This is a genomic window from Cognaticolwellia beringensis, from assembly GCF_002076895.1.
GTDB classification, from domain to species: domain Bacteria; phylum Pseudomonadota; class Gammaproteobacteria; order Enterobacterales; family Alteromonadaceae; genus Cognaticolwellia; species Cognaticolwellia beringensis.
This window is the reverse complement of the sequence record NZ_CP020465.1, coordinates 2,200,292-2,223,855: the sequence shown is the minus strand read 5'-3', so window position 1 is coordinate 2,223,855 and position 23,564 is coordinate 2,200,292. Positions and strand designations below refer to the sequence as shown.

At 40.7% G+C, this 23,564-nt stretch carries 33 protein-coding genes and 1 tRNA gene; 2 read left to right on the top strand and 32 right to left on the bottom strand.

Going from position 1 to position 23,564, the window contains the following annotated elements; genetic code table 11:
* A complete protein-coding gene (locus B5D82_RS09440; RefSeq protein ID WP_081151071.1) occupies positions 1–3,045 on the bottom strand; it encodes an efflux RND transporter permease subunit in 3,045 nt (1,014 codons plus the stop codon).
* 5 nt (positions 3,046–3,050) lie between these two features.
* Positions 3,051–4,043 carry an efflux RND transporter periplasmic adaptor subunit gene (locus tag B5D82_RS09435; protein WP_081151069.1) on the bottom strand — a complete coding sequence of 331 codons (993 nt, stop codon included), beginning with the start codon at positions 4,041–4,043 and terminating at the stop codon, positions 3,051–3,053.
* A gap of 436 nt (positions 4,044–4,479) precedes the next feature.
* Here B5D82_RS09435 and B5D82_RS09430 point away from each other — a divergent pair.
* Positions 4,480–4,556: transfer RNA gene (locus B5D82_RS09430), tRNA-Arg, on the top strand.
* A gap of 123 nt (positions 4,557–4,679) precedes the next feature.
* Here the strand turns inward: B5D82_RS09430 and B5D82_RS09425 are convergent.
* Complete coding sequence (locus B5D82_RS09425; RefSeq protein WP_081151067.1) at positions 4,680–7,223, bottom strand: TonB-dependent receptor plug domain-containing protein; 2,544 nt, start codon at positions 7,221–7,223, stop codon at positions 4,680–4,682.
* 447 nt (positions 7,224–7,670) lie between these two features.
* Here B5D82_RS09425 and B5D82_RS09420 point away from each other — a divergent pair, with 447 nt between their 5' ends.
* Positions 7,671–8,075: an OsmC family protein gene (locus B5D82_RS09420; protein ID WP_081151066.1), complete on the top strand. Its 405-nt coding sequence runs from the start codon at positions 7,671–7,673 to the stop codon at positions 8,073–8,075.
* A 260-nt stretch (positions 8,076–8,335) separates the two neighbouring features.
* On the opposite strand, the gene B5D82_RS09415 is transcribed toward B5D82_RS09420, so the two are convergent.
* The 29 genes from B5D82_RS09415 to rpsJ all read right to left on the bottom strand — a co-directional run bounded on the left by B5D82_RS09415 (position 8,336) and on the right by rpsJ (position 23,378).
* Positions 8,336–9,235 (bottom strand): phosphoribulokinase, encoded by a 900-nt coding sequence (locus B5D82_RS09415; protein WP_081151064.1) that lies wholly within the window; start codon positions 9,233–9,235, stop codon positions 8,336–8,338.
* Between the two features lie 165 nt (positions 9,236–9,400).
* Positions 9,401–9,808: a 50S ribosomal protein L17 gene (gene rplQ / locus B5D82_RS09410; protein ID WP_081151062.1), complete on the bottom strand. Its 408-nt coding sequence runs from the start codon at positions 9,806–9,808 to the stop codon at positions 9,401–9,403.
* A 42-nt stretch (positions 9,809–9,850) separates the two neighbouring features.
* Positions 9,851–10,840, bottom strand: coding sequence for a DNA-directed RNA polymerase subunit alpha (locus tag B5D82_RS09405; protein WP_081151061.1), 990 nt, complete (start codon positions 10,838–10,840; stop codon positions 9,851–9,853).
* A gap of 24 nt (positions 10,841–10,864) precedes the next feature.
* Positions 10,865–11,485, bottom strand: coding sequence for a 30S ribosomal protein S4 (gene rpsD, locus B5D82_RS09400; protein WP_077287458.1), 621 nt, complete (start codon positions 11,483–11,485; stop codon positions 10,865–10,867).
* Positions 11,486–11,518: 33 nt separating this feature from the next.
* Complete coding sequence (gene rpsK, locus B5D82_RS09395; RefSeq protein WP_076420861.1) at positions 11,519–11,908, bottom strand: 30S ribosomal protein S11; 390 nt, start codon at positions 11,906–11,908, stop codon at positions 11,519–11,521.
* A gap of 13 nt (positions 11,909–11,921) precedes the next feature.
* A complete protein-coding gene (gene rpsM / locus B5D82_RS09390; RefSeq protein WP_081151060.1) occupies positions 11,922–12,278 on the bottom strand; it encodes a 30S ribosomal protein S13 in 357 nt (118 codons plus the stop codon).
* A gap of 133 nt (positions 12,279–12,411) precedes the next feature.
* On the bottom strand, positions 12,412–12,525 hold the full coding sequence (rpmJ, locus tag B5D82_RS09385) for a 50S ribosomal protein L36 (protein WP_077287462.1): 114 nt from the start codon (positions 12,523–12,525) through the stop codon (positions 12,412–12,414).
* 30 nt (positions 12,526–12,555) lie between these two features.
* The gene (secY, locus tag B5D82_RS09380; protein ID WP_081151059.1) at positions 12,556–13,881 is read right to left on the bottom strand and encodes a preprotein translocase subunit SecY; all 1,326 of its coding nucleotides are present in this window, start codon (positions 13,879–13,881) and stop codon (positions 12,556–12,558) included.
* 8 nt (positions 13,882–13,889) lie between these two features.
* Positions 13,890–14,324, bottom strand: coding sequence for a 50S ribosomal protein L15 (rplO, locus tag B5D82_RS09375; protein WP_081151058.1), 435 nt, complete (start codon positions 14,322–14,324; stop codon positions 13,890–13,892).
* Positions 14,325–14,326: 2 nt separating this feature from the next.
* Complete coding sequence (gene rpmD, locus B5D82_RS09370) at positions 14,327–14,506, bottom strand: 50S ribosomal protein L30 (RefSeq protein ID WP_081151057.1); 180 nt, start codon at positions 14,504–14,506, stop codon at positions 14,327–14,329.
* Between the two features lie 6 nt (positions 14,507–14,512).
* Positions 14,513–15,022, bottom strand: a complete 510-nt coding sequence (gene rpsE / locus B5D82_RS09365; protein ID WP_081151056.1) for a 30S ribosomal protein S5 — start codon at positions 15,020–15,022, stop codon at positions 14,513–14,515.
* A 9-nt stretch (positions 15,023–15,031) separates the two neighbouring features.
* On the bottom strand, positions 15,032–15,385 hold the full coding sequence (gene rplR, locus B5D82_RS09360) for a 50S ribosomal protein L18 (RefSeq protein WP_081151055.1): 354 nt from the start codon (positions 15,383–15,385) through the stop codon (positions 15,032–15,034).
* Positions 15,386–15,394: 9 nt separating this feature from the next.
* Positions 15,395–15,928: a 50S ribosomal protein L6 gene (rplF, locus tag B5D82_RS09355; RefSeq protein WP_081151054.1), complete on the bottom strand. Its 534-nt coding sequence runs from the start codon at positions 15,926–15,928 to the stop codon at positions 15,395–15,397.
* Between the two features lie 11 nt (positions 15,929–15,939).
* Complete coding sequence (gene rpsH / locus B5D82_RS09350) at positions 15,940–16,329, bottom strand: 30S ribosomal protein S8 (RefSeq protein WP_094122865.1); 390 nt, start codon at positions 16,327–16,329, stop codon at positions 15,940–15,942.
* Between the two features lie 19 nt (positions 16,330–16,348).
* Entirely contained in the window at positions 16,349–16,654 is a 306-nt protein-coding gene (gene rpsN / locus B5D82_RS09345) for a 30S ribosomal protein S14 (RefSeq protein WP_081151052.1), read from the bottom strand.
* A gap of 4 nt (positions 16,655–16,658) precedes the next feature.
* Positions 16,659–17,204 carry a 50S ribosomal protein L5 gene (gene rplE / locus B5D82_RS09340; protein ID WP_081151051.1) on the bottom strand — a complete coding sequence of 182 codons (546 nt, stop codon included), beginning with the start codon at positions 17,202–17,204 and terminating at the stop codon, positions 16,659–16,661.
* A 12-nt stretch (positions 17,205–17,216) separates the two neighbouring features.
* Positions 17,217–17,531, bottom strand: a complete 315-nt coding sequence (rplX, locus tag B5D82_RS09335; RefSeq protein WP_081151050.1) for a 50S ribosomal protein L24 — start codon at positions 17,529–17,531, stop codon at positions 17,217–17,219.
* A gap of 12 nt (positions 17,532–17,543) precedes the next feature.
* Positions 17,544–17,912: a 50S ribosomal protein L14 gene (rplN, locus tag B5D82_RS09330; RefSeq protein ID WP_070375069.1), complete on the bottom strand. Its 369-nt coding sequence runs from the start codon at positions 17,910–17,912 to the stop codon at positions 17,544–17,546.
* A gap of 521 nt (positions 17,913–18,433) precedes the next feature.
* Positions 18,434–18,685, bottom strand: coding sequence for a 30S ribosomal protein S17 (rpsQ, locus tag B5D82_RS09325; RefSeq protein WP_081151049.1), 252 nt, complete (start codon positions 18,683–18,685; stop codon positions 18,434–18,436).
* Complete coding sequence (gene rpmC, locus B5D82_RS09320) at positions 18,685–18,876, bottom strand: 50S ribosomal protein L29 (protein WP_077287489.1); 192 nt, start codon at positions 18,874–18,876, stop codon at positions 18,685–18,687. The genes rpsQ and rpmC overlap by 1 nt, the downstream gene beginning before the upstream one ends.
* A complete protein-coding gene (rplP, locus tag B5D82_RS09315; protein ID WP_081151048.1) occupies positions 18,876–19,289 on the bottom strand; it encodes a 50S ribosomal protein L16 in 414 nt (137 codons plus the stop codon). The genes rpmC and rplP overlap by 1 nt, the downstream gene beginning before the upstream one ends.
* Positions 19,290–19,300: 11 nt before the next feature.
* A complete protein-coding gene (gene rpsC / locus B5D82_RS09310) occupies positions 19,301–19,999 on the bottom strand; it encodes a 30S ribosomal protein S3 (RefSeq protein ID WP_081151047.1) in 699 nt (232 codons plus the stop codon).
* Positions 20,000–20,010: 11 nt separating this feature from the next.
* The gene (gene rplV, locus B5D82_RS09305; protein ID WP_081151045.1) at positions 20,011–20,343 is read right to left on the bottom strand and encodes a 50S ribosomal protein L22; all 333 of its coding nucleotides are present in this window, start codon (positions 20,341–20,343) and stop codon (positions 20,011–20,013) included.
* A gap of 10 nt (positions 20,344–20,353) precedes the next feature.
* A complete protein-coding gene (gene rpsS / locus B5D82_RS09300; protein ID WP_081151044.1) occupies positions 20,354–20,629 on the bottom strand; it encodes a 30S ribosomal protein S19 in 276 nt (91 codons plus the stop codon).
* Positions 20,630–20,657: 28 nt separating this feature from the next.
* Positions 20,658–21,482: a 50S ribosomal protein L2 gene (gene rplB, locus B5D82_RS09295; protein WP_081151042.1), complete on the bottom strand. Its 825-nt coding sequence runs from the start codon at positions 21,480–21,482 to the stop codon at positions 20,658–20,660.
* Between the two features lie 12 nt (positions 21,483–21,494).
* Positions 21,495–21,797 (bottom strand): 50S ribosomal protein L23, encoded by a 303-nt coding sequence (gene rplW, locus B5D82_RS09290; protein WP_081151041.1) that lies wholly within the window; start codon positions 21,795–21,797, stop codon positions 21,495–21,497.
* On the bottom strand, positions 21,794–22,399 hold the full coding sequence (gene rplD / locus B5D82_RS09285; RefSeq protein ID WP_081151039.1) for a 50S ribosomal protein L4: 606 nt from the start codon (positions 22,397–22,399) through the stop codon (positions 21,794–21,796). The genes rplW and rplD overlap by 4 nt, the downstream gene beginning before the upstream one ends.
* 15 nt (positions 22,400–22,414) lie before the next feature.
* Positions 22,415–23,053, bottom strand: a complete 639-nt coding sequence (gene rplC, locus B5D82_RS09280) for a 50S ribosomal protein L3 (protein WP_081151037.1) — start codon at positions 23,051–23,053, stop codon at positions 22,415–22,417.
* A 13-nt stretch (positions 23,054–23,066) separates the two neighbouring features.
* Entirely contained in the window at positions 23,067–23,378 is a 312-nt protein-coding gene (gene rpsJ, locus B5D82_RS09275; RefSeq protein WP_070375080.1) for a 30S ribosomal protein S10, read from the bottom strand.
* Positions 23,379–23,564 lie beyond the last annotated feature (186 nt).

Here is a 23,564-nt window from a genome sequence, read left to right as displayed (position 1 = left end):
TTATTCTTTTATAATTTCTGAATTATCTGTTTTTGTAAAGAGCTCGGTAAGTATTGGCACAATAATAAAACTCGCGATAGCCGAGATACATAAACCAGAAATAATAACCACACCTAACGGCTGCCATAAGCTACCACCAAAAAGTGTTAATGGTAGTAAGCCACCAATAGTTGTAATAGTTGTTAATAATATCGGGGTGAAGCGCGTGGAACTGGCGGTTAAAATAGCTTGCTTTTTATCGAGTCCCATCGCTAAATTTCGATTAGTGGTGTCGATTAAAATAATAGCGTTATTAACCACAATACCAAACAGGCTGATTAAACCAATAAAAGCCATCATTGAAAATGATAAGCCGGTTAAAAACAAGCCAAATACCGCGCCAGACATTGCAAAAGGTATGGAAGTAAAAATGATTAATGGCTGTAAAAATGATTTAAATTGCAAAACTAAAATGGCAAAAATACCAATCGCTGTTATCAGCATAATTTGCGACAGACCGGCAAAAGATTCTTGTCTAGATTCTTCTTCGCCACCTAAAATGTAATACATACCTGCTGGTAATGAGTAGTTATCAAGGTAATTCACCACTTCGCTAGTTATTTCTTGCACAGAATAACCCTGTCCAGCATCAGCTGAGACCCTTGCCATGCGTAGTTTTTGATAATGAAAGAAGTCTGTTCGCCCTTTCTGTAGTTTTATCTCTACAAATTGCCCTAAAGGTATATTCTCGCCTTGTTGATTAACAATAGTGATATCGGAAAGACTAGATAAATCACTTTTAGGTCGACGTACTAGAATAGGATAGTTTTCACCATTACTATCATTAAATTGACCAACAAATGTCCCTGAAAGTGCTGTTTGTATACTATTATCTAACTGATTTATATCCACGCCAGACAGAGCCGCTTTATCGTAATCTATCGCTAATGCCAGTTCAGTATTAGCGATACCAATCGGATTATCTAAATTAATAGCACCTGAAATTGATGACATTTTCGTTTGTAAATCGCCCGCAACACGCTCAAGATCAGCTAACGACTCGCTGATTAATCTCACGGTAATTGGTTGGTCTGTTACTGGGCCTTGGGTAAATTCTTTCACGGTAACTTTTGCTTGATGCCATGTTGAAAACTCGTTACGTAAGGCTGTAACTAAACTATTAACTTCTTTTTCCTCATAGTCTTTTAAGACCAATAGCACTTGACCATAACTGGCTACACCCCTTTTAGGTATTTCGTTGTAATAAATACGAGGATTAGAGTTACCAACGTTAAGGGCAATTTTATCAACATAGGGTTGTGTTTCGATAAACTCTGTCATCGATTGCATAACATCGTGAGTATAATCTAATGATGAGTTAGCCGGTGTTTCTACGTCAATGAGTAACATGGCTTTCTCGGCTTTAGGGAATAAACTAACGCCTACCTGCCCAAAGAGAGAAGCCATAGCAAATAAGGCAATAAAGGCGATCACTAACATGATAATTTTCGCGCTCATTAAGCGACCTAGCCAGCGCACATAATGACGCTCTGCAAATATATTGGCATAATGTTGTAGCGCTTTTACTTTACTGGGTTTTTGGCTAAAAAACTTGCTGGCCAGTAATGGCGTTAGTGTTAATGCGATCAATAATGATGCGAGTAGTACCAATACAACCGTTACTGGCATAGAGCGTACAAAGTCACCCGTGTCGCTCGCTAACATCAACATAGGTAAAAAAGCTAGCATGGTGGTGACTGTGCCACTGGTAATAGCCCAACCCACTTTACTGGTGCCAGATGCTGCGGCATCAGCCAAATTAGCGGTATTTTTCTTCTCTCGATGAATACTTTCTGTCACGACAATGGCATTATCAACCAATAAACCCAACGCGATAATTAAACCTACGATAGACATTTGTTGCAACCCAAAACCTGCGAAGTCTAACCAACCTATCGCCACTAAGAAAGATAAGGGGATAGCGATAATAACGACAATAGCTTCGCGTATTCCTAGGAATATTAGCGACATTATTCCCACAAGCACTAAGCCTTGCCATAAGTTATCAAAAAAGCCGTTAACGCGGTTTTCAACCCCGTCTGATTGTTTAAAAAGTGTCGCGATTTTAATGGTGTCTGGCAGCGTCTGTTTAAACGCTGAAATTTCTGTGTCAATAGCTTCAGTAAGCGCAAATATATTGGTATTCGATCTTTGCTCGACTGTCAAAAATATAACTGCCTTACCATCGTAGTACGCCAAGTAACTAGGTTCTCTGTTAGAAAAGCTCACCTGCGCGACGTCTTTTAAACGAATAACGGCGCTTTCGTTAGCAAACACGACCGTATTGTTAAGCTCGTCGATATGTTGAAAGTTACCACTAGTTTTAACGTTAAATCGTCGAATATTAGCGTCAACAAAACCTGGAGTAATGTTAATAGCCCGTTTTTGCAGTAAGGCATTAACGGTTGCGATACTGATACCATAATGTTTCAACATCGCGAGATTTAGATCTACGGCGACCACTTGTGTAGGATAACCCCAAATATCAGCTTTTTTTACTGCTTCAATAGCTTCCAAACGTTTTTCGAGCTGTTTCGAATAAAACTCCATACTCTTATAGTCAGTTGTTTCACTCCAAAGCGCCAACTGAATAATAGCAACACTGGTTGGGGTCGCTTTTAACACTAATACGTCTTGCACACCTTCAGGTAAGGTGGGTTTTACCGTTGATACCGCCTGCTTAACCTCGTTGTAAGCCGCATTAGGATTACTGCCATATAAAAATGTCACCTCAATGCGGGCACCACCATTTTTAATTTGCGACTCAACTTTTTTAATGCCTTCAATCTCAGCGAATTCTTCTTCAAGTGGATCAACCACTAATGTTTCGATGTCTGTTGGTGAGGCCCCGGGATAGATAATTTCGAGCAAGGTAATGGGAATATCAAATTGAGGGTCTTCAGAACGCGGCATGTGGAAATATGAAACAATGCCAACCAGTACTAAAAGTACAACAATGGTAAAGGTAAACTGGGCATTTTTTATTGCAATGCGAGGGAGATGCATAATGACTAATTCCCAGCCACTGAATAGTTTTGCCAACCTTTGGTAATTATTTTCAACGGTTGGTCATCGCGATTTGCTTTTAAGTACACATAATTATTGTCTAACTGAAACACTTCAAAACTGTGCTGTTCAAAAACCGCATTATTATGTGATTGTGCAATAACAATGGCCTTACCTGTATCGTCAATAGCAACCAGTGCAGCAATCGGCAAACGATAAACAAATTTATTACTTTCTGAAGCAATACTAACACTCGCAAGTTGCCCTGCGATCATACCGGCAGTGATATTAGTTTTTGGCAATAAAACCTCAATAATAAATAAATTACTGCTTGTACTAGCCATAGCCGGAATTTTACTAATAACGCCTTGAATAGGCCCAATATGACTGAGTGAAACGCTGACTTTTTGATTTAATTTAACATCGCTAACTTCTTGACCGGTTAATGCTACTTTGATTACCCACTCAAGTTTGGCGATCTTCAGGGCTTCTTGTCCTGGGTTTTGTAATTCGCCAAGTTCGGTGTTTCGGGACAAAACTACACCTGTAAATGGTGCATATATTTGCGCTTTTTTTAAATTGTAAACCGCAACTTGGTAATCAGCCTGGATAATTTCTAATTGCGTAGAAGCAGTGTCCATATCACGTTCAGACGCTAGATTTTTATCCATTAACTGGCTAATGCGTTTTAATTCACGCTTAGCTTGAGTCAATTGTGCGTTAAGAGAATTTTTTTGCTGTTCTAATTCAGTAATATCCAGCGAAGCTAACAGTTGCCCTTTCTTAAACTGTTCTCCCTCGTCAACACTGAGTAATGTTAAGTAACCGCTACTTTTAAAAGCAAGGCTTAAGGTCCGTTTATAATCGAGTTTACCGGTTCTTTGTATTGTGTCGCTATACAGCTCCGCACTGACAACTTCGGTATCGTATGATTGAGCCAATGCCTGTTTAGCCATTGAGATAAGTAGAATGGTAAATACAATCGAGAATAATTTCATAGCCAAGTGTTTACTTATAGGGTGTTGAGATAAAAGATATTATAGCCTTTACTTTAGGCATCTTCATGATGAAAGTACATCTTTTTCCCTAATTGAGCTGACAATAAATTAAACTAACTAGCTTGTAGTGACACTAAAATAACCCTCCAAACTCATTGTTATACCAAGAGATTAATGCTGTATTTACCGCTAATTTGATGAAATTATTAACAAGTTAACGCTTTAAGGAATAAATTCTGTAATCTTCTAGACATAAACAGCGATAATCTATAGTATTTGCCGCGCTTAAATCTTTTCGATTTCTTGTCGTGTTCAGCCAGATAGCTAAACTTCTACAAGGGATAGAAAATATAGGCTTGCTAATTTTTCGCGTTATTTTGCAAGTATTGGAATTTTCTTTACACGATTTACACGATATTAGACCTCAAGACAATTACCACCCGTAGCTCAGCTGGATAGAGTTCACGCCTCCGAAGCGTGAGGTCACAGGTTCAAGTCCTGTCGGGTGGGCCACCTTCCTCATTATATTTATACAATTTGCTCGAGCCAAACCTTCATAGCTTATTTTTCTAGTTTTAAAATAAAAAAAGCACTACCAAGTAGTGCTTTAAGATGAATGAATTATAGCTTTAGAGATTAAAAACTAAAGTTTATTCGGGCGTAATACGTCATGCCATCAAAGCCATAAGGTAACGCTCTTACCGGATATTTAAAAGCACCATTGGTAATAAAGTCTAACGCTTCATCTTCACCAAGCTCATCGGGTGTTTTATCAAATAGATTATTTATGCCGGCAGATAGCTGTAAATTATCGGAAAGTTGATACGCTAAATTAACGTCAATAAGAACCGCTGACTCAAGAACACTGGTTGGCTTAAAACTCCCCGTTGGAGATAAAAACCCCGGTAACCCGATATGATCATTACCAAAATAGATAATGTCAGTTTCACCATAGTAATTTGCTCTTACTACACCACTCCATGCTTCTCTCGTATAGTCAAAAGTCAACGTAGCACGTTGTTTCGGTTGTCCGTCGGTTAGGAAGCTTCGCTGTAAATCGTCTAGCGCGACACTTTCTGGAATACCGTCAGGTGAGTTGACACTATCAATTTCAGTCTCATTTAAATTTCCTGCAAGCGTTACGTCTAAGTTTCCTGCTAGTAGCTCTGTTTGATAGGTAATAACAACATCTAGCCCTTGTGTAGTTGAGTTAACTGCGTTTGAGAAATAGTTACCTTGCACCGCACCTGTAGCGTTTAGCGCCGCTACTGCCTCAGGGTTAAAAGATACGTCATCGGCATTTTGTAAGCTGCCTAATGTAATACGGTCATCAATTTTCACTCTGTAAGCATCTAAAGAAACTGACAATGCACTGTTAACATCGTAAACCAAGCCTAAGCTTATGTTTTTTGAAGTTTCAAGGTTCAACCCCTGTACACCTAACGCTGCTGGAAATGCTGAACCTGCTGTTGCGGTGAATGACGATAGTAAAACGCCACCTTCGCCTAAGTTAGTTGTATAGGCAGTATAGGCACTTTGCTGAAGTGACGGTGCTCTAAAGCCTGTAGAAAGTGCGCCTCTTATTGCCAAACTGTCGGTAAGCTCATAACGTGAAGATAGTTTACCAATTAATTTACTGCCCGCATCTGAGAAATCTTCGAAACGTAAAGCTGCGCCTAAGTTCCATTGCTCAGTTATTTGCTTTTCAAGATCAAGGTAAAGTGCATAGCTGTTTCGATCTGCATCGTTAGCTGCGTTTGGTCGTAAACCAGGATAGGCTTGGAAACCACAGCCCGCGAAGACATCACTGTCGATTACCGAAGGGAAAGAAGTAGGACTATTACTTGCACCACAAGCATAAGAAGCTTCTTCACCAGCAACTATTTCGTAATTCTCTTTGCGATATTCAGCACCAAAAGATACAAATAAGTTTTCGCCATGATCAATATCAATTGAACCTGAAATATCGGCATTAAAAGTTAATTGATCGTATCTAAAACCACCAGAATACCCCGCTATCGGGCCAGAATTAGAGGCAATATCTTGCTCACTTGCTGAAGGGTTGTTTGAAAGGTATTCTGCAGCATAAGAAGCGTTGATAGTATTTTGAGAATAGAAGTCATATTCATTTTCACCATAGGTGGCTGATACATCATAACTCCAGTCGTTATTAATTTCTCCCCTAAGGCCTACGGCTGTCGATATGTCTTGAGCTTCATTATCGATTTGCGGTAAGAAACCGTCAGGATATACTTGCGGCACATTCTTCTCAGCTTCATTAAAGCTACGGTAAAAACCATTACCTAATGCGGTTCTATTTGAATAACCACCAAAAGCATAAAGTTCCATGCCGTCTAATGGTATCATTGCATTATAAAAGAATGACTTAAATGTAGATTCAGCGTTTCCTTGACCCCAGCGAACATTTTCAGATAATGTGCCTGGTGCTGTGTTTGATCCGCCACCTGTATCTCTTTGTGCACGGTTGGTGCCGTCGTAATCTCTATATTCTGCCGTTAAATTAATAAAGCCACCATCGTTACCTAAATCAAAGCCGGTATTTAAGCCTGCCGCTAAAACGTCACCATCACCTTCTCCTGTAGCACCGGTTTGAATAAAGCCTGAGGTAACATTGGTCGTATCTTTAAGTTCAAGGTTAATAACACCCGCTATAGCATCCGAGCCATATTGCGCAGCAGCACCGTCACGTAATATTTGCACATTCTTAAGCGCTGACATCGGGATAGAGTTCATATCAGTGCCGGCAGCACCAGCCCCAACCGTACCATTTAAGCCAAATATCGCTTGATTGTGGCGACGTTTACCGTTAACTAATACAAGAGTCTGATCAGGCTGTAATCCACGAAGAGTTGCAGGCCTGAATAAATCGGAACCATCAGAAACTTGTGTTCGACTGAAATTAAATGACGGAGCCATTGCTTGCAGGCTTTGACCTAATTCACTAAAGCCACCTTTAGTTAATGACTCACTAGAAATAATATCAATAGGTGAGCTTGATTCAGTTGCCGTTCGACTTGAGACACGAGAGCCAAGTATTGCAATTGACTCTATATTTTCATCAACAACTTCTGCGGTAGCTGCAAATGTTGATACGCAAGGAATTGATGTGCTAATAGCGATAGCTAGAGTGTGTAACCGGAAATATTTATTGAGACGCAACTGTTTCACCTTTAATTTTGAAATATAAAATAATTATTGTTGCGATAAATTTACAGTGAAATATAAAGATTTTCCATCCTTTTATTGACAAATAATAAATGATGAGTCTTTTCTATTGTAAGCTGATTAATGTCCGTTAAGCAGCTGATTAATTATCTAAATATTTATGTCAGTTGATTGGTTAACTACAAGGTTATTTATTAGGCATTATCAAAGTAGTGATTGTGAGTACTAGATAATAAGAAAGATATTGTCATGAATAATATTTAGTAAATATATCCCGTACAATTAGCTATTTTTCACTTTTTAAGTCGACTTCATATTTACTGATATTGCTGTTAGCTCAAACCGCTATTTTTGCTGATCATCAAGCTTCATTTTCACTACTAGCTAATGTCGTTATATATGGCTAAAATTGACTTTACATTCGAACACAGGAAAGTATTAATGAAAGCTCAGGTTAAATGGATCGGCGAAGAAATGTTTTTGGGTACCTCTGAAAGTGGCCACACGATTGTATTAGATGCAAACGCCGGTGCTTTGGCACCTAGCCCACTAGAAAGTGTATTAATATCTTTAGGGGGGTGTTCTTCAGTTGATGTGGTCAGCATATTGGAAAAAGCTCGCCAAAAAATTAAAGGCTGCAAAGTAGAGATTGAAGCTAAACGTGTCGATTCAGTCCCTAAATTATTTTCAGATATACATCTGCACTTCGTAGTTGAAGGAGAAGGCATAAGTGCAAAACATGTCGAACGTGCAGTAAGCTTGTCTGCTGATAAATATTGTTCTGTTGCATTGATGCTTAATAAGTCTGTTCAAATTACTCATGATTTCGAGATTATTGAAATATAAATAATTTCTTATCGTTCTAATGGTGGGGTAACGATCTGATTACCCTAGCGGCGATTAAACAGCAAACCACAAGTAATGACGCTTATTCACTGGCCGCATTAATTGACTTTTATACCCACTTCACTGCAATGTTAAAATTTCACCTCATTCTTTACTTATTATTTCCTCCCTGTAGCTAAATAAGATTATATTTCACAGGGAGATAAGAAAGAGGACGACAAGAGAAGTGACAATAAAATAAATATAGCATTGGTCTACATCTACAAATCACTCATCCAATCTAATTGCTTGTTCGCTTCATTCTTTCTTAACATTAAGTCTTTAATTAACGGCGTAAGTAATAGTTCCATCGCCAAGCCCATTTTACCGCCAGGCACAACTAAAGTGTTCATTCGAGACATAAATGAGCCATCAATCATGCTCAGATAATAAGGAAAATCTAATTGACTTGATTCTCTGCAACGAATTACGACAAAACTTTCATCTAACGTCGGTATCGCTTTAGCACTAAAAGGATTAGACGTATCGACAGTGGGTACGCGTTGGAAATTTATGTGGGTACGTGAAAATTGTGGTGTGATGAAAGAGATATAATCTTCCATACTCCTAACGATGCTTTGTGTAACGGCTTCGCGACTATGGCCCCGTTTATCGGTGTCACGTATTATTTTTTGTATCCATTCTAAGTTTACAATCGGCACCATGCCAATAAGTAGGTCAACATGCTTTGCAACATCATTTTTTTCAGTAACAACACCGCCGTGTAACCCCTCATAGAACAACAAGTCAGTCCCTTCACCTAACTCCTCCCATGGAGTAAAAGTACCGGGCATTTGATTATAAGGAACGGCTTCATCAAAGGTATGCAAATAACGTCGCATTTTACCTTTACCTGTTTCAGAGTAATCTTTAAACAGTTTTTCTAAGGCGTCGAAATCATTAGCTGCATCGCCAAAGTAGCTTATTTTAAGCTGTTGCTCTTTTGCTTTACGCTTTTCCATATCCATTTCTTGACGTGAGTATCGATGAAAGCTGTCTCCCTCTACCGTGGCGGAAGTTATCCCCAGGGTTCGAAAGATATGCTCAAACGATTCTGTTGTCGTTGATGTACCTGCACCAGATGAACCGGTTACAGCGATGATAGGATTGCGTGACGACATAGTGGTTCAACCTTATTATAGATGGACAATTGTTATACGAGGTATTACTAGAAGGGTCAAGCTTTTAGCTGATGTTGTTATAACAACGGCATTTATAAAAACAAAAAAGCGGAGCCTAAGCTCCGCTTTCAATTCCGTCAGAATTAATTTAGTACAAGTACTAAATTATGCTTCTGCGTTAACTTCTTCAACTACTTCAGCGGCTTCTTCAACTGCTGGGCGGTCTACAAGTTCAACGTAAGCCATAGGAGCTTTATCACCAGTACGGAAACCACATTTTAAAATGCGAGTATATCCACCTGGACGTTCTTGGTAACGTGCACCAAGTTCGTTGAATAAAATACCTACTACTTCTTTATCTTGTGTACGAGCAAACGCTAAACGGCGATTTGCAACACTGTCGGTCTTAGCCAATGTAATCAATGGCTCTACGACCATACGTAGTTCTTTAGCTTTAGCTACAGTCGTTTTAATCAAACCGTGCTTTACTAAAGAGCTTGCCATATTGCGGAACATCGCTTTACGATGACTGCTATTACGGTTTAACTGGCGACCGCTTTTACGATGGCGCATAAGTTAATCCTTCTCTCAACTATTAAAAAAACGATGATCGACTTAGTCGTTATCAGCTATGCTTTCAGGTGGCCAGTTTTCTAGGCGCATACCTAGAGACAAACCACGAGACGCCAAAACGTCTTTGATTTCAGTTAAAGACTTCTTACCTAAATTAGGTGTTTTAAGAAGCTCAACTTCAGCACGCTGTACTAAATCGCCAATATATTGAATTGCTTCTGCTTTTAGGCAGTTTGCTGAACGAACAGTAAGTTCAAGGTCATCAACAGGACGAAGCAAAATAGGATCAAACAGTGGTTTTTCCTCTTTTGGTTCAACTTCAGTTACATCACGAAGCTCTACAAACGCATCTAGCTGTTCAGCTAAAATTGTTGAAGCGCGACGAATTGCTTCTTCAGGATCTAACGTACCGTTAGTTTCCATGTCTAAGACCAGTTTGTCCAAATCTGTACGCTGTTCAACACGTGCAGAATCAACATCATAGGCAATTCTTACAACAGGACTGAATGAAGCATCAACTAACAAACGTCCGATTGCACGATCTTCTTCCTCGGCATCACGTCGGGCAGAAGCTGGAACATAACCACGTCCCATTTCAACCTTTATACGCATACTGATAGAGCCATCACCTGTCAAATGACAGATTACATGAGTTGGGTTTGCAATTTCTACATCACCGTCATGTTGGATATCGGCAGCCGTTACAGGGCCTTCACCGGACTTAGTTAAGGTAAGAACAGCTTCATTTTTGCCTTCTAAACTTATAGCTAGTCCCTTAAGGTTTAACAGTATTTCGATGATGTCTTCTTGCACACCTTCTTTACTGCTGTACTCATGAAGTACACCGTCAATTTCAACTTCAGTTACAGCACAACCCGGCATTGAAGATAAAAGAATGCGGCGTAACGCATTACCTAAAGTGTGACCAAAACCACGCTCTAATGGCTCTAAAGTTACTTTAGCACGAGTAGCACTAATAGTTTCAATATCTACCAATCGTGGTCTAAGGAATTCGGTTACAGAACCCTGCATTATGTCCTCTCTTAAAGTGCAACTTTACTTAGAGTAAAGTTCAACAATCAACTGTTCATTAATTTCGGCAGACAAGTCAGAACGATCAGGAACGCGTTTGAAAACACCTTCAAGTTTCTTGTTATCTACTTCAACCCAAACTGGCTTCTCACGTTGCTCAGCTAATTCTAAAGCAGCGATAATACGCGCTTGAGTTTTAGACTTTTCACGTACAGAAACTACATCTTCGGCTTTAACAGTGAAAGATGGAATATTAACAACAACACCGTTAACTACGATAGCTTTATGGCTAACTAGTTGACGAGCTTCAGCACGAGTGCTTGCATAGCCCATACGGTATACTACGTTATCAAGACGTTTCTCTAAAAGTTGCAACAAGTTTTCACCTGTATTGCCTTTTAGACGAGCCGCTTCTTTATAGTAGTTGCGGAATTGTTTTTCTAGTACGCCATATATACGACGAACTTTTTGTTTTTCACGAAGTTGAATACCGTAGTCAGATAAACGACCGCGACGGGCGCCATGTTGACCTGGTATTGTTTCGATTTTACATTTAGTGTCAATTGCTCTAACACCGCTTTTAAGGAACAAATCTGTACCTTCGCGGCGACTAAGCTTTAACTTAGGACCTAAATATCTAGCCATTTTCTTTCTCCAACTATCCTAAAAAAAGTACGATTAAACGCGACGTTTCTTAGGAGGACGACAACCATTATGAGGAATAGGTGTAACGTCAGTAATGTTGGTGATTTTAAAACCAGCAGCATTTAAAGCACGGATAGCAGATTCACGACCTGGACCCGGACCTTTAACGAACACTTCAATATTCTTCAAGCCAAACTCTTGTGCAGCTTTACCAGCACGATCTGCAGCTACTTGCGCAGCAAATGGAGTAGATTTACGTGAACCACGGAAACCTGAACCACCAGCAGTCGCCCATGATAAGGCGTTACCTTGACGATCTGTAAGAGTTACGATTGTGTTGTTGAAAGATGCATGGATATGAGCCATGCCGTCAGCAACTTGTTTTTTTACGCGTTTACGCGTACGTACAGGTGTTTTAGCCATTGTCTAGTTCCTCTTACTTCTTAATTGGCTTACGAGGACCTTTACGGGTGCGCGCATTAGTTTTAGTGCGTTGACCACGTAAAGGAAGACTGCGACGGTGGCGAATGCCACGGTAACAACCTAAATCCATAAGACGTTTAATGTTCATTGAAACTTCACGGCGTAAATCACCTTCTACGGTGTATTTATCCACTTCTGCACGAAGCAAATCAATTTGAGCTTCGTCCAATTCACTGATCTTAGTTGACTCTGCAATACCAGTTGCAACACAAATTGCTTTCGCACGTGTTGCTCCGATACCGAAGATCGCAGTAATGGCGATTACTGCATGCTTACGATCAGGGATGTTAATGCCAGCGATACGGGCCACTAAACACATCTCCTATTTTTAAATTAAAATTTACCAGTTGAAAAGCCCGTTAGGATACTCAACCAGCCGCATTTCTTTGCAAATCGAAGCGGCATTATACAGACTTATCTGCATAATGCTACTGCTTAAAGATTTAGCCTTGACGTTGCTTATGCTTTGGCTCTTCGCAAATTACACGAACAACACCAGCACGTTTAACAACTTTACAATTACGACAAATCTTTTTTACGGATGCACGTACTTTCATTTTATATACTCCGTTACCTAATGACTCAGTCTAACGACCATAGCCCTTAAGGTTTGCTTTCTTAAGTACATTGTCATATTGATGAGACATCAAATGGGTCTGTACTTGTGCCATAAAGTCCATTATCACAACTACAATAATAAGTAGTGATGTTCCGCCAAAGTAAAAATTAACGTCCCATGCCATGATAATAAACTGAGGTACCAAACAGATAAAGGTAATATACATCGCACCAGCTAAGGTTAAACGAGTCATCACTTTATCTATATATTTTGACGTTTGCTCACCAGGACGGATCCCAGGAATAAACGCACCGGATTTTTTCAGGTTATCTGCTGTTTCACGCGGATTGAAAACAAGAGCCGTGTAAAAGAAACAGAAAAATATTATCGCTGCTGCAAGTAACATGACATATAGCGGCTGTCCTGGAGAAATAGCAATTGATACTTCTTGTAGGAAATCAGCAACCATACCTTCACCTTGACCAAACCAGCTCGCAAGCGTGCCTGGAAACAAGATAATACTTGAAGCGAAAATTGGTGGAATAACACCTGCCATATTAACTTTCAGTGGTAAATGCGTGCTTTGGGCAGCGAAAACCTTACGGCCTTGCTGACGTTTGGCATAGTTAACAACAATACGTCGTTGACCACGTTCCACAAATACTACAAAGAAAGTCGTAGCAAATATAATTACGCCAATTAGCAACAATACTAATAAGTGCAATTCACCTTGACGCGCCGCTTCTGCTGTTTGACCAACAGCTGACGGCATACCAGCAACTATACCTGCGAATATCAAGATAGAGATACCGTTACCAATACCACGTTCAGTAATTTGCTCACCTAACCACATTAAAAACATGGTACCAGTAACCAAACTTACTACCGCAGCAAAGTAGAATCCGAAACCTGCGTCCATTACTAGACCTGGCATCATCCCCGGTAAACTTCTTGCTATTGCAATTGATTGTACAGTCGCTAGAACTAAAGTGCCGTAGCGGGTGTATTGACTGATTTTACGTCGTCCAGCTTCACCTTCTTTTTTCAATTCTGCCATTCTCGGGTGCATGACCGTCATTAATTGCATTATGATTGAAGCTGAGATGTACGGCATAATACCAAGTGCCAATACAGAGGCTCGCTCAAGTGCACCACCAGAGAACATGTTAAACATCTCTACGATGGTGCCCTTTTGTTGTTCAAACAACTGAGCTAATACAGCGGCGTCAATACCAGGGATTGGCACAAATGTTCCCAAACGAAGCACGATAAGTGCACCGAATACAAACCACAATCTTTGTTTAAGCTCAGACAATCCGCCCTTTGCTTTATTATCAATTCCTGGTGTAGCCATAACCTGTACTATTCCTCGATTTTTCCGCCTGCAGCTTCAATAGCTGCACGAGCGCCTTTAGTAACACCTAAACCACGTACTGTAATTGGACGAGTGATTTCACCAGAAAGCATGATTTTCACTGCAACAATATTACGTGTGATTAAGTTAGCATCTTTAAGGGCAAAGATATCGACAACATCACCTGTGATGTTGTTTAGTTCATGTAAACGTACTTCAGCGCGAACTAAAGATTTACGTGACGTGAAACCAAACTTAGGTAAACGTTGTTTCAATGGCATTTGACCACCTTCGAAACCAGGACGTACACTACCGCCAGAACGAGATTTCTGACCTTTGTGACCACGACCGCCTGTTTTACCTATGCCAGAACCAATACCACGCCCACAGCGTTTCTTGGCTTTCTTAGACCCTGGTGCAGGAGATAAAGTATTTAAATGCATTATTAATCCTCCACCTTAATCATATAAGATACTTGATTAATCATACCGCGTACAGATGGAGTATCTTCTAACTCTACTGTATGACGGATACGACGTAAACCAAGACCCTTTAATGTAGCTCTATGCTTCGGTAAACGACCGATAGAACTTTTTAACTGAGTTATTTTAACTGTTTTAGCCATGCTCAATTACCCCAGAATATCTGAAACGCTTTTGCCACGCTTTGCTGCAACAGCTTCAGGCGAATGCATATTCGCAAGAGCAGAAACAGTAGCGCGAACTACGTTTATTGGGTTAGTAGAACCGTATGCTTTTGACAATACGTTCTGTACGCCTGCAACTTCAAGTACTGCACGCATAGCGCCACCGGCGATTATGCCTGTACCTTCAGAAGCTGGTTGCATGTAAACTTTTGAACCAGAGTGCTTGCCGATAACGACATGCTGAAGAGTAGTACCCTTCAAATCAACGGTTACTAAGTTACGACGTGCTTTTTCCATTGCTTTTTGGATTGCAGCAGGCACTTCACGCGCCTTACCGTAACCAAAACCAACGCGACCAGCGCCATCACCAACTACGGTAAGTGCTGTGAAACTGAAAATACGACCACCTTTAACCACTTTTGATACACGGTTAACTGCGATTAGCTTTTCAGCCATATCACTTTGTTGTGAGTTTTCTTGATTATGATTAGCCATTATCAACCCCTAAAACTGAAGACCAGCTTCGCGAGCTGCATCTGCTAACGCTTTCACGCGACCATGGTAACGGAAACCTGAACGGTCAAAAGCAACACTAGTGATGCCTTTAGCGACTGCACGTTCTGCAATTGCCTTACCTACAGCCGTAGCTGCTTCAACGTTACCTGTTTTTTCTAACTGAGCACTAACTTCTTTGTCTAAAGTAGACGCTGCTGCGATTACTTCAGAACCTGTTGGTGCGATCAATTGCGCGTAAATATGACGAGGAGTACGGAATACAACTAAACGATTCGCACCCAACTCGCTAATTTTTGCACGAGAGCGTTTAGCTCTGCGCAAACGAGATGTTTTCTTATCCATAGTATTACCCTACTTCTTCTTAGCTTCTTTACGACGTACATTCTCATCGCTATAACGAATCCCTTTACCTTTATAAGGCTCAGGTTTACGGTATGCGCGAATGTTCGCTGCTGTTTGACCGACCAACTGTTTATCAGCACCTTTCAGTATGATTTCAGTTTGGCTAGGAGTTTCAACAGTAATTCCTTCAGGAATTGCGTGGTCAACCGGATGTGAAAAGCCTAAAGATAAGTTTAAGTTCTTACCTGCAGCTTTAGCACGGTAACCAACACCGTTTAACAATAATTTCTTTTCAAAACCTTTACTAACACCTTCAACCATATTATTGATTAAAGAGCGTACAGTACCGGCTTGAGCCCAAGCGCCTTTAGCTTCAGCAACGATATTAGTGATAATATTGCTCTCTTCTTGAGAAACAACAACATCGCTATGGATCGTATGCGACAACTCGCCCATTGGACCTTTAACTGTAATGTCTTGACCTGATAACGTAATAGTAACGCCTGCAGGGACTGCGACATGTGCTTTTGCAACACGAGACATATTCTGCTCCTTTACTCTACGAAACCAAGAACTTCACCGCCAAGACCCGCATTGCGAGCGGCGCGATCAGTCATTAGACCTTTAGAAGTAGAAATAATAGCGATACCCATGCCTGCTAATACTTTAGGAAGCTCTTGAGCTCCTTTGTATACGCGAAGACCTGGACGTGAAACACGTTTGATCACTTCAATTACTTCTTTACCTTCGAAATATTTCAATTCAACAGTTAACTCAGGCTTTGCATCGCCTGAAACTGAATACTCTGAAATGTAACCTTCTTCTTTAAGTAAGTTGGCAAGTGCAACTTTTACCTTAGAAGATGGCATTTTTACTGCAGTCTTTGCTGCAGATTGACCGTTGCGGATGCGTGTAAACATGTCCGCGATAGGATCAGTCATCATAACCATTTACTCCCGTGAATTACCAACTAGCTTTCTTAAGACCTGGAACTTCACCGCGCATCATAGTTTCACGTAATTTAATACGGCTTAAACCGAATTTACGTAAGAAACCATGTGGACGGCCAGTAATGTTACAACGGTTACGTTGACGACTACTGCTCGAATCACGAGGTAAACTTTGAAGTTTCAATACTGCATCCCAGCGTTCTTCTTCAGAAGAATCAACACCAGAGATGATAGCTTTTAGTGCACTACGCTTTTCAGCATATTGTGCAACTAACTTGGTTCTTTTAGCTTCACGAGCTTTCATTGACGTTTTAGCCATAACTCTACACCTTCTTCTTAAATGGGAAGTTAAAGGCAGCCAATAATGCATGGCCTTCTTCGTTGTCCTTCGCACTTGTAGTGATAGTGATATCCATTCCGCGAATTTTATCGATTTTATCGTACTCGATTTCAGGGAAAATGATTTGCTCACGTACGCCCATGCTGTAGTTACCACGACCATCGAATGACTTAGGATTTAAGCCACGGAAATCACGGATACGAGGAATAGAAATAGAGATTAAACGCTCTAAAAATTCCCACATACGTTCGCCACGTAGAGTTACCTTCGTGCCAATAGGGTAGCCTTCACGAATTTTAAAGCCCGCAACTGATTTGCGTGCTACTGTCGTGACAGGTTTTTGACCTGAGATTGCAGTAAGATCATTTGTGGCGTGCTCTAGTACTTTTTTATCAGCAATAGCTTCACCAACACCCATGTTAAGGGTGATCTTTTCAATCCGAGGGACTTGCATGACACTTTTGTACTCAAACTTCTTTTGAAGTTCAGTTACAATTGTATCTTTGTAAAAATCATGCAGTTTCGCCATCGTTTACTCCAATTAAATTAATTCGTTGTTAGATTTGAAGAAACGAACTTTTTTGCCGTCTTCATCTCTAAAACCAACACGATCTGCTTTGCCAGTAGCTGGGTTAACAATCGCAACGTTGGATACATTTAAAGGTGCTTCTTTTTCAACAATCCCACCAGGCTGCTGTAACTGTGGTACAGGCTTAGTGTGCTTCTTGATTAAGTTAATACCTTCAACAAATACTTTGCTGTCTTCAACAAGAACTTTGGTAACTTTACCAGTTTTGCCCTTGTCTTTGCCTGCAAGTACGATTACTTCATCATCACGACGAATCTTAGATGCCATTATCGTGACTCCTTATAGTACTTCTGGTGCAAGTGAAACAATTTTCATGAATTTTTCATTACGAAGTTCACGAGTCACAGGACCGAAAATACGAGTACCAATTGGTTGTAAGTTAGCATTTAACATTACAGCCGCATTTTCATCGAAACGGATAGTAGAACCATCTGAACGACGAACACCTTTCTTAGTGCGCACCACTACTGCAGTAAGGACATCACCTTTTTTAACTTTGCCGCGAGGATTTGATTCCTTCACTGCAATTTTAATGATGTCACCAATGCGTGCGTAGCGACGGTGCGAACCACCAAGAACCTTTATACATTGTACACGTCGAGCGCCGCTGTTATCAGCTACGTTCAATTGTGATTGCATTTGGATCATTTAATATGTCTCCGCTAAATTATCTTATAAAAGATTAAATTCAAGGCCAGAAATTTGACCCGTCACTGCCTTCTAAATCCCCCTCACAACGAGCGGGCGCGAGATTATAACACCAGTCATTTAAAAGTGATACTTTATTTAGCTAAAAATTAACCACTTTGCATGGAGCGAGTGTTGAATAAACAATCAATCTATATATGGCGGTTATCTTAGCGCGATTTCACAATTTAATATGAATGCAAAATTAACCTAATACCAATCTAATTAATTAGGTGATCTATTTTCTCCGTAGGAAAAATGGCCAAATACAAGGCATTTATTTTAATAACTAGTTGTTCTAATTATTAAATAAATAACGCAGTAATTGGTCGTTTTAACCAGTATAAATGATCAGATAATAAATGAGATTGGTATCATATATAGGGTATAGCGTTAGCGTTAATTAATTTTGTTTCGGAAATAAAAAAGGCCCTGCCGAAGCAGAGCCTTTTCAAAGAAGTATTGTGAATTAGATTAAGCGATTAAGCTTTTTCTAATACGCTTACCAATGTCCAAGATTTAGACTTAGAAATTGGTGCACATTCACGGATACTTACTAAATCACCAGGTGCACATTGGTTAGTCTCATCATGCGCTTTCAACTTAGTTGAACGCGTCATGTACTTACCGTACATTGGGTGTTTAACACGTCGTTCGATCAGGACAGTGATAGACTTATCCATTTTGTCACTGACGACACGACCTTGTAGTGTACGAATTTTTGCTTCGCTCATTACTTACCTGCCTTCTCAGTTATGATAGTCTTCACACGCGCGATATTACGGCGTACAGTTCTTAGCAAATGAGTTTGTGCTAATTGGCCTGTGCTTGCTTGCATGCGATAGTTAAACTGTTCGCGTAACAACTCAAGCAATTCAGCGTTTAGCTCTTCAATGCTTTTTTCTTTCAATTCACTAGCTTTCATTACATCACCGTTCTAGTTACGAAAGTTGTTTTGAACGGAAGTTTAGCTGCTGCTAAAGCAAACGCTTCGCGTGCAATCTCTTCCGAAACACCTTCCATTTCATAAAGAACACGACCAGGAAGAATTTGGCATACCCAATATTCCACTGAACCTTTACCTTTACCCATACGAACCTCAAGAGGTTTTTTAGTAATTGGCTTATCAGGGAATACACGGATCCAGATTTTACCTTGACGCTTCACGTGACGAGTCATTGCTCGACGAGCCGCTTCAATTTGACGCGCAGTCATACGACCACGTTCCATTGATTTTAACCCGAAAGTACCGAAGCTTACTGAACTACCTACTTGTGCAAGACCGCGGTTACGCATTTTAAATTGCTTACGGAACTTAGTACGTTTTGGTTGTAACATTACTTATTCCCCTACTTACTGGTCTTGCGGTTAGGTTTTCTTTTAGGCTTAGCAGCTGGTTGCTCTGCTTGTAATGGCATGTTGCCAATTACTTCGCCTTTAAAGATCCATACTTTAATACCGATAACACCGTAAGTGGTATCAGCACGCGCAATTGAGTAATCAATGTCAGCTCGTAAAGTGTGTAATGGAACACGACCTTCACGATACCATTCAGCTCGTGCAATATCTGCACCGCCCAAACGACCACTTACTTGTACTTTAATACCCTTTGCGCCTAGACGCATAGCATTTTGTACAGCACGTTTCATCGCACGACGGAACATTACACGGCGTTCTAATTGACTAGCAATACTGTCAGCAACAAGCTGCGAATCCATTTCTGGTTTACGCACTTCAGCAATGTTGATTTGAGCAGGAACACCAGCAATTTTAGAAACTGCTAAACGTAGTTTCTCAACATCTTCGCCTTTCTTACCGATTACAACACCCGGACGAGCCGTGTGAATTGTAACGCGGATAGATTTAGCTGGACGTTCAATTACAATTTTTGATAATGAAGCACGCTTAAGCTTTTCAGTTAAATATTCACGAACCAAATGGTCACCGTGTAAATTAGCTGCGAAATCTTTGTTACTTGCAAACCAAGTAGACGCGAAAGGTTTCGTGATACCTAAGCGAATACCATTTGGATGGACTTTTTGACCCATTCTAATATCTCCTAGTTATCAGATACAATCACAGTAATGTGACTTGTACGCTTAAGGATTCTATCCGCGCGACCTTTCGCACGAGGCTTAATACGTTTCATTGTTGGGCCATCGTCAACCATAATAGTTTTAACGATAAGCTCATCAATGTCTGCACCTTCATTGTGTTCTGCATTAGCAATAGCTGAATCAAGTACTTTTTTAACCAAAACAGCAGCAGATTTATTGCTAAATGTTAAGATTTCAAGTGCTTTTTCAACATGCAAGCCGCGGATTTGATCCACAACTAAACGTGCTTTTTGTGCAGAGCCACGGGCAAATTTATGTGTAGCAATAGCTTCCATCTTATTTCCCCTATCTCTTCGCTTTCTTGTCCGCGACATGGCCACGGTAAGTACGAGTTGGTGCAAATTCACCTAATTTGTGTCCGATCATTTCATCAGTTACAAATACAGGTACGTGTTGACGGCCATTATGGACGGCAATGGTCAATCCGATCATCGTAGGGATGATCATTGAACGACGGGACCAAGTCTTAATTGGCTTTTTATTCCCGCTTTCCACCGCTGTCTCTACCTTCGTCAACAAGTGTAGGTCTATAAATGGACCTTTCTTGAGAGAACGTGGCATGGTGATTCCTCTTATTTAATAAGTACTATTACTTAGTACGACGACGTACGATAAATTTATCGGTACGCTTGTTAGAACGAGTCTTGTAACCTTTAGTTGGTACACCCCAAGGTGATACCGGGTGACGACCGCCTGATGTTTTACCTTCACCACCACCATGTGGATGGTCAACTGGGTTCATGGCAACACCACGAACAGTTGGGCGAACACCACGCCAGCGTGAAGCACCAGCTTTACCCAAAGAGCGAAGCATGTGTTCAGCGTTGCCGATTTCACCTAAAGTAGCACGACAATCTGACTCAATTTTACGCATTTCGCCAGAACGAAGACGTAAAGTGACATATGCACCGTCTTTCGCAACTAACTGAGCATAAGTACCAGCAGCACGTGCGATTTGAGCACCTTTACCTGGCTTAAGTTCGATTGCGTGTACAACACTACCTAATGGCGTGTTGCGAAGTGGTAAAGTGTTACCCGCTTTAATAGGAGCATCGACACCAGACTGGATTGAATCTCCAGCTTTTAAGCCTTTAGGGGCTAAGATGTAACGACGTTCACCATCTGCGTAAAGTACTAGTGCAATGTTTGCACTACGGTTTGGATCATATTCCAAACGTTCTACTTTTGCAGGGATACCATCTTTATTACGCTTAAAGTCAACAATACGGTAATGCTGCTTATGTCCACCACCAATGTGACGAACAGTAATGCGACCATTATTGTTACGACCACCAGACTTAGACTTAGTGTCTAATAATGGTGCGTAAGGCTTACCTTTATGCAACTCCGTGTTGACCACTTTAACAACGTGGCGACGACCCGGAGAAGTAGGTTTACATTTAACTATAGCCATTTTCGTAAACTCCTATGATTCCGCGCCGACGAAGTCGATGTCGCTGCCTTCAGCAAGTGTAACGTATGCTTTTTTCCAATCGCTTCTGCGACCAAAACGAGCACCAGTACGTTTAACTTTACCTTTGACATTTAATGTGCGAACACCATCAACTGAAACTTCAAAAAGTTTCTCAACAGCAGCTTTGATTTCAGCTTTAGTAGCAGTAGTAACAACTTTGAAAACAACAGTGTTGTTTGCTTCAGAAGCCATAGTGCTTTTCTCAGAAATGTTTGGTGCTAAAAGCACTTTCAGTAAACGTTCTTCGTTTATCATCCTAACATCTCCTCAAGTTGCTTAACTGCAGACGCAGTCATCAAAACTTTTTCGAAACCAACTAAACTAACTGGGTCAATACCGTCTACATCGCGAACGTCAACTTTGTATAAGTTGCGTGCTGATAAAAACAAGTTCTCATCAACTTCTGGAGTAACGATTAATACGTCTTTTAACTCCAAAGCGTTTAGTTTAGCTACTAATTCTTTAGTTTTTGGTGTTTCAACTGCAAAATTTTCTACCACAACTAAGCGTTCTTGACGAACTAACTCAGAAAGGATGCTTTTAATCGCACCACGGTACATTTTACGGTTAACTTTTTGGCTGTGATCCTGTGGCTTAGCAGCGAATGTTACGCCACCTGTACGCCAGATTGGACCACGACTAGTACCAGCACGTGCACGGCCAGTACCTTTTTGACGCCATGGTTTTGCGCCACCGCCACTAACTTCTGAACGAGTCTTCTGAGCACGAGTACCAGCACGAGCACCAGCTGCATAAGCAACTACTACTTGGTGTACAAGAGCTTCATTAAACTCAAGTCCAAAAGTTGTTTCAGAAACTTCAAGAGCGCCTGAAGCGTCTTTTAATGCTAATTCCATCACAAATCTCCTGGACTAGGCTTTAACAGCTGGTTTGATGATTACGCTACCGTTGATTGCACCCGGAACCGCACCTTTAATAAGGAGCAAGTTACGTTCTGCATCAACACGAACCAATTCAAGGTTTTGCGTAGTTACTTTCGCAGCACCCATGTGACCAGACATTTTTTTGCCTTTGAAAACACGACCTGGTGTTTGACACATACCTATCGAACCGTTTGAACGGTGAGATAGTGAGTTACCATGAGTTGCATCTTGCATTGAGAAATTCCAACGCTTAATACCACCTTGGAAACCTTTACCTTTTGAGGTGCCAGTAACATCTACTAATTTCGTGTCGTTAAATAACTCAACAGTGATTTCACTGCCAGTTACAAGACCTTCGCCTTCATTTGCATTTAAGCGGAATTCCCACAGGCCACGACCTGCTTCGATACCAGCTTTCGCAAAGTGACCGGCTGTTGGCTTGTTAACACGGTTAGCTTTTTTGCTTCCCGTAGTAACTTGAAGCGCTGAATAACCATCGTTGTCAACAGTTTTAACCTGAGCAACACGGTTCGCTTCAACTTCTAGGACGGTTACAGGAGTAGATACGCCATCTTCAGAGAAGATGCGAGTCATACCCACTTTACGTCCAACTAGACCTATAGTCATGTTAAAACTCCTATTAACCCAAGCTGATTTGAACGTCAACACCAGCTGCAAGATCTAAACGCATTAATGCGTCTACAGTCTTCTCAGTTGGTTCTACGATATCAATCATGCGTTTGTGAGTACGAATTTCGTACTGATCACGTGCATCTTTGTTAACGTGTGGTGAAGTCAAGATAGTGAAACGTTCTTTGCGTGTAGGAAGTGGAATTGGACCACGAACCTGTGCGCCAGTACGTTTAGCAGTATCAACGATTTCAGCTGTTGATTGATCAATCAAACGATGATCGAACGCTTTCAAACGAATGCGAATTCTTTGATTTGACATTAAGACAAATCCCCATTTTAAAGAACAACAAAATACTGCCCATCACCTTTTTATATAAAAGGGGGGAGTATCGCTATATTTACCATTCAACTCCATATCGGAGCTGCTGTATGTTAACTATTAATTAATAAAAACTAATGAATTAACGAATAAACACGAAGAGACGAGCTCGACGTGGAGGCGAAT